Annotated in this window: 9 protein-coding genes; 6 read left to right on the forward strand and 3 right to left on the reverse strand. The window is 38.3% G+C overall.

The window, feature by feature from the left end:
- Positions 1 to 104 precede the first annotated feature (104 nt).
- A complete protein-coding gene (locus NO989_RS21415; protein WP_371343171.1) occupies positions 105 to 728 on the reverse strand; it encodes a recombinase family protein in 624 nt (207 codons plus the stop codon).
- A gap of 269 nt (positions 729 to 997) precedes the next feature.
- On the opposite strand from NO989_RS21415, the gene merR reads away from it, so the two are divergent.
- The 6 genes from merR to NO989_RS21445 all read left to right on the forward strand — a co-directional run bounded on the left by merR (position 998) and on the right by NO989_RS21445 (position 4749).
- Positions 998 to 1450: an Hg(II)-responsive transcriptional regulator gene (gene merR, locus NO989_RS21420; protein ID WP_008110844.1), complete on the forward strand. Its 453-nt coding sequence runs from the start codon at positions 998 to 1000 to the stop codon at positions 1448 to 1450.
- Positions 1451 to 1640: 190 nt separating this feature from the next.
- A complete protein-coding gene (locus tag NO989_RS21425; protein WP_012517597.1) occupies positions 1641 to 1988 on the forward strand; it encodes a mercuric transporter MerT family protein in 348 nt (115 codons plus the stop codon).
- A gap of 46 nt (positions 1989 to 2034) precedes the next feature.
- Positions 2035 to 2319 (forward strand): mercury resistance system periplasmic binding protein MerP, encoded by a 285-nt coding sequence (merP, locus tag NO989_RS21430; RefSeq protein WP_008110847.1) that lies wholly within the window; start codon positions 2035 to 2037, stop codon positions 2317 to 2319.
- Positions 2319 to 2738 carry an organomercurial transporter MerC gene (merC, locus tag NO989_RS21435; RefSeq protein ID WP_012517596.1) on the forward strand — a complete coding sequence of 140 codons (420 nt, stop codon included), beginning with the start codon at positions 2319 to 2321 and terminating at the stop codon, positions 2736 to 2738. The genes merP and merC overlap by 1 nt, the downstream gene beginning before the upstream one ends.
- 20 nt (positions 2739 to 2758) lie before the next feature.
- Entirely contained in the window at positions 2759 to 4198 is a 1440-nt protein-coding gene (gene merA, locus NO989_RS21440; protein ID WP_008467329.1) for a mercury(II) reductase, read from the forward strand.
- A gap of 113 nt (positions 4199 to 4311) precedes the next feature.
- Entirely contained in the window at positions 4312 to 4749 is a 438-nt protein-coding gene (locus tag NO989_RS21445; RefSeq protein WP_008110853.1) for a MerR family transcriptional regulator, read from the forward strand.
- Between the two features lie 169 nt (positions 4750 to 4918).
- On the opposite strand, the gene NO989_RS21450 is transcribed toward NO989_RS21445, so the two are convergent.
- Both NO989_RS21450 and NO989_RS21455 read right to left on the reverse strand, forming a co-directional pair.
- Positions 4919 to 5212 (reverse strand): Tn3 family transposase, encoded by a 294-nt coding sequence (locus NO989_RS21450; RefSeq protein WP_158088382.1) that lies wholly within the window; start codon positions 5210 to 5212, stop codon positions 4919 to 4921.
- Between the two features lie 41 nt (positions 5213 to 5253).
- Positions 5254 to 5535 (reverse strand): Tn3 family transposase (locus NO989_RS21455; RefSeq protein WP_206926155.1); only part of this gene is annotated, 282 nt, incomplete at its 5' end.

Consider the following 5535-nt stretch of genomic DNA (forward strand, 5'->3'; position numbering starts at 1 on the left):
TCATGTTCATCTGCCTATCCTTAACTCTCTATAGAGTAAATTGAGATAGGCAGTTACACAAAATTAGTTACAGTCTCTTTGCGCCCATCCCCTCGAAATTAACCTTAGTCTAAGTTTATAAGCTTTTTTCTAACTCTAATTACCGTACTTCGACTAACTCCAACTGCTTCAGCCGTTTTATTAATACTAAATCCAGCTTCAGTAAACGAGGCAATCCTATCATGAGCCTCTAAATCAGGCTGACGACCGTGATAAAGTCCCTTTTGCTGTGCTTTTACAATACCTTCTTTTTGCTTACGTTCACGTTCTCGATATTCTTTATATGCACTGGCCGCTAATATTTCTAACAGCATATTATTAATAGCACTAAGTATTGATCTCATAAAATCATCACTTGGAAAACTGCCAAATGTTAAATGACTGGTTGGTAGATCTAAACTAACAACACTAATTCCTTTTTCATTTATTGAGGCTACAAGAGTTTTCCAATCATCAGGGCTTAGCCTTGTTAAACGATCGATTGATTCAACTAACAAAACATCACCGGACTCTGATTCATCCAATAAACGAATTAGCTCTGGTCTATCTAAAGAATTACCAGATTTATTTTCTATATAAAAAGAAGCAATTCGTTTGCTGAAGCCAGAAACGAATTTTTTTAATGAGCTTTTTGCTCTATTTGCATCTTGCTCAGAAGTTGATGCTCGTAAATATGCTCTTATGAACATTTTTGCCTAATTAGGTCTATTTAGATGGTGTCATATCATATAGGTTTATTTAAGTGGTGTCATTACGTAATTGCCTGTGATATATTAACAGTATCTTTAGGGTGTACTCATGTAGAACTGCATGTAATAACACTAATTTGGACTTTGATAATGAAAAAGGATAAACCATACATTGTTGTGGTTTAATATTGTTGTAACAACGGTAACTTTACTTATTTAATAGAAGAAAAAACAAAATCAATTAGCGATGTTTAAACTGGTATTCATTGATGGTCACTTTAATTAGATATAAAGTAAGTAAACAAAAAGTCAGTAAGGTAATTGATAACGTGTCTAAACGAACCATAAGTATGTTGGCTAAAGAACTGAGTGTAAATGTCGAAACAATTCGCTTTTATGAACGCAAAGGCTTAATTAAACAACCACCAAAGCCTATGCAGGGCTATAGACATTACCCGAAAGAAACGGTAAATAGAATACATTTTATCAAGCGTTCTCAAGAATTAGGTTTTACGCTAAATGAGATTGAAGGGTTACTTGCGTTAAACGATAGTCCATGTAGTAAAGTACAAGAATTAGCTAATAAAAAACTGATCGCAGTACAAAAAAAGATGGCTGACTTGTTGTTGTTAGAACACGCTTTGGAAGAACATTTAGGACAATGCCAAAATAATGATGACGATAGCCACTGCCCAATAATTGATTCGTTGCAACCGAAGTAAATGATTCACTTAACTACCATTTCCCACTAAAACAGCATATCCAATTTTACTTCTGCGCCTTAATTCAAGTTAGCTTATTCCCCGTATCTGTCGTAGCAGATTATCAAAGATAAATTTTTTATAAATCACCCTTGACTCCGTACTTAGGTACATGCAATACACTTGCATTATCACTTAATGAGGTATCTATATGAATCAAAAAAAATCAAACCTTCCAATGATAGGAGGCATCATAGCAGCATTAGGCGCAGGCGTATGCTGTGTAGGTCCTTTGCTCCTGTTATTACTTGGGGTAAGTGGCTCATGGATTGGTAATTTAACTGCATTTGAACCCTATAGGCCATTATTTATCGCATTTGTAGTGTTGTTGTTTGGCTACTCAGGTTGGAAAATTTACCGTCCTGTAGAAGAGTGTGAGCCGGGAACGGCCTGTGCAATTCCTAAGAAACAGCAACAACGAAAAGTCATTTTCTGGCTGAGCGCTATAGTTGCGACAATTTTAGTGACCAGTAATTATTGGATACTTTTGTTTGCTTAATATACAGATCAAGAAATTTATAACATTTTAAAATTTGGAGCTAATTATGAAAAAATTATTATTAACCGCACTGCTTTCACTTTCTAGTTTTGGTGCTTTTGCTGAAGTAAAAACAGTTACACTGGAAGTGCCAACGATGAACTGTGCGACATGTCCAATCACAGTTAAAAAGTCATTAGAAAATGTTGATGGCGTTGAAAATGCGAAAGTTACCTACAAGCCTAAGCTAGCTGTTGTTTCTTTTGATGACACTAAAACCAACATCAATGCATTAATTGCAGCGACTACCAACGCTGGCTACCCTTCAAATTTAAAAAGTGAAAATAAGTAATGTTTAGCCCCTTAGAACTAGTTACGCGTATCGGAGATAAAGCAGGCTCTATAGGTGCACTTGTTTCGGCAATGGGATGCGCCATGTGTTTTCCCGCGATAGCTAGTCTTGGTGCGGCAATTGGGATGGGATTTCTTAGTCAGTGGGAAGGGGTATTTATCAATACGTTGTTACCACTGTTTGCAGTATTAGCGCTGGCAATGAATATCTTAGGCTGGTTTAGCCATCGTCAATGGTACCGTAGTTTTATCGGTTCAATTGGCCCCATTTTGGTTTTACTCTCTTTATACCCTTGGTTCCAGTACGGGTGGAGTTCATACGTTACTTATACGGGGCTAGGACTAATGGTTGCTGTATCAATTTGGGACATGGTTTCTCCTGCGAATAAACGCTGTGATGATGAAACTTGTACCGCTTAACTTTTTTAGAGGAATAAAATATGTCAACGAATAGTTGTTGCTCGTCAAATGACATCCAGCCAGAACAATTACATGTAGCCATTATTGGTAGTGGTTCAGGGGCCTTTGCCAGTGCGATTAAAGCAGCAGAAGGCGGAGCAAGAGTTACTATCATTGAAGGAGCCGATGTAATCGGAGGTTGCTGTGTAAATGTCGGCTGTGTTCCTTCAAAAATATTGATCCGTGCTGCGCAATTAGCGCATCAGCAACGTACTAACCCGTTTGATGGTTTAGAAAATATTCAGCCACAACTTAGCCGCTCCTTATTAGCACATCAGCAAAACGCTCGCGTCGAAGAACTACGCGATGCTAAATATCAACGTATTTTAGAGAGTAATCCCGCGCTATCTTTACTTAAAGGTTATGCACGTTTTAAAAATCAAAATACCTTGCTAGTTCACAAGTCTGATGGTAGTGAAGAAGAGCTGGTTGCAGATCGCATTTTAATTGCAACAGGCTCTACACCAAGCATTCCGCCAATTAAGGGTTTAGTTGATACACCTTATTGGACATCAACAGAAGCCTTATTTGCAGAAGAGTTACCGAGTAGTCTAGTTGTCATCGGCTCCTCCGTTGTTGCTCTGGAAATTGCGCAAGCTTATGCCCGTTTAGGTAGCCGTGTGACAATTCTAGCCAGACATACCCTTTTATATGCTGAAGATCCGTTATTAGGTGAAAAACTGGCAGAGTGCTTTGAAAAAGAAGGTATTAGGGTACTTAATAATACGCAAGCAAGTCATGTTTCTTATGATAGCAATGGTTTTTCATTGGAAACTAACGAAGGAACATTAATCGCTGAAAAATTGCTTATCTCTACGGGTCGCCATGCAAATACTGGAAAGCTTGGTTTAGAAAATGTTGGTGTTGAAACAGATAAAAGTGGTGCCATTGTTGTTAATAGTATGATGGAAACATCAACAGCTAACATTTATGCCGCTGGAGATTGCTCCAATATGCCACAATTTGTTTATGTTGCTGCTGCTGCCGGAAGTAGGGCTGGAATTAATATGACAGGTGGAAATGCGCAACTCGACTTATCTACCATGCCTGCTGTTATATTCACCGACCCACAAGTTGCTACGGTAGGTCTAACCGAAGTACAAGCTTCAGCGGTAGGAATAAATACGATAAGTCGTGTACTTGATATGGAAAACGTACCAAGAGCTTTAGCAAATTTTGAAACGGATGGTTTTATCAAGTTGGTAGCTGAAGAATCCACGGGAAAACTGATAGGCGCACAAATTTTAGCCCATGAAGGCGGAGAACTGATTCAAAGTGCGGCTCTTGCTATTCATAATAAAATGACAGTCGAAGAATTGGCAGGTCAACTATTTCCGTATTTGACGATGGTTGAAGGATTGAAGTTATGCGCTCAAACCTTTAGCAAAGACGTTAAAGAGCTATCTTGCTGCGCAGGGTAATCATTTAACGGTAATGTACTTACAGAAATGTTAATGGAGTGCCAATTGATTGAATGTAATCAAGATATCTTAAGGCATTCCATTAACAACACAAATTGGAAGCATGCTAAATCATGATTAAATCTAAGGTTGAAAACATTCCTGTTGGTGAAGTCAGTTTTTTGACAGAGATACCTGACATCAATAAGTTCATTAGTAGTGATGATGATGCGTTGGATTTTCCTTTGAGTATTTCTCAACTGGCACTAGCTGCACAAACATCTGTCCATACGGTAAGAAATTATGTTCTTGAGAACTTAGTACACTGCGAAGAAAAAACTAAGTCAGGCCATTCACTTTACGGCTTATGTGCATTAAAGAGATTAAAGTTCATTCGAGCAGCAAGGGCGGCAGGTCTTCTTGTAGTTGATATCAAGCCATTACTAATGGCAATAGATGCAGGAGAAAGAAAAGTTCCTGAAGACATCCAAAAGCTGCTACTTACTAAAATCGAGCATAGAAAAGTATTTTTAAATCTAGTAACAAACCAAATTGAAGAGTTTTGCAATTAGAACAATTATAGAACAGTTCATGGCTCGACTAAAAACTTGTTAGCTTATCTGTTTTCTATCAATGTTAGCTTGTATATATCAAGCATATAGAATATCAACACCTCCAATTTTTAATGGCACTTTGATGCGCAGTACCTTTTGAATTAGAAATACAAACAGATGGCATTCTTTAACTTATTGATTCTACATCACTAAGTAAACCAGCTAAGTCGATTTCTTTGCGGTCTTTATTAAAGGCATATTCCCCATTTAGATTAATGTGTTGCCAAGCAACAGGTGAAAGCCGAGAAATAACATCAACCACATCTTGCCTACCGTTCCTCTCTTGGATTTGTAAAAATGCCGATAGTAACGCGGAATTATAATAAATAATGCAATTTGAAATGAGTCGAGCACAATCGTTCCATTGTGGGGTTCTAGGGATTTTCCCCTCTAAAAAGACATAATCCTCTGTAGACCACACCAATAAATGGCTGCGGAGGTGGTTTACTTTCAGCTTGGAGCCTAATCATCCACTATCGGCCTTGTTATTTCGCCAATATTGGGCAATTTCCCAGTATTAGTGAAGTTATACGTTCCGCTTAAGTTGATATTTTGCCACGCAACGGGCGAAACAGCACGAGTGATACCCGCTTTCTCTTCATCTCCTCTCGCTTCAAAGTGTCCCAGAAGATGACTCAGTATCGCGGAGTTGAAGTAGATGATCGCGTTGGCAAGCAATCTTGCGCATTCATTCCAGATAGCGATTTCAGACTCGTTTTTGCCACGGAACTGATCACCATTCAC

Source organism: Alteromonas sp. DY56-G5, assembly GCF_041414725.1.
Lineage (GTDB): Bacteria > Pseudomonadota > Gammaproteobacteria > Enterobacterales > Alteromonadaceae > Alteromonas > Alteromonas macleodii.

Excerpts from the sequence above, each read along its gene's own strand:
- merR (WP_008110844.1), top strand. The coding sequence starts at position 998 with ATGGTCACTTTAATTAGATATAAAGTAAGTAAACAAAAAGTCAGTAAG.
- merC (WP_012517596.1), top strand. The coding sequence starts at position 2,319 with ATGTTTAGCCCCTTAGAACTAGTTACGCGTATCGGAGATAAAGCAGGC.
- NO989_RS21445 (WP_008110853.1), top strand. The coding sequence starts at position 4,312 with ATGATTAAATCTAAGGTTGAAAACATTCCTGTTGGTGAAGTCAGTTTT.
- merA (WP_008467329.1), top strand. The coding sequence starts at position 2,759 with ATGTCAACGAATAGTTGTTGCTCGTCAAATGACATCCAGCCAGAACAA.
- NO989_RS21415 (WP_371343171.1), bottom strand. The coding sequence starts at position 728 with ATGTTCATAAGAGCATATTTACGAGCATCAACTTCTGAGCAAGATGCA.
- NO989_RS21425 (WP_012517597.1), top strand. The coding sequence starts at position 1,641 with ATGAATCAAAAAAAATCAAACCTTCCAATGATAGGAGGCATCATAGCA.
- merP (WP_008110847.1), top strand. The coding sequence starts at position 2,035 with ATGAAAAAATTATTATTAACCGCACTGCTTTCACTTTCTAGTTTTGGT.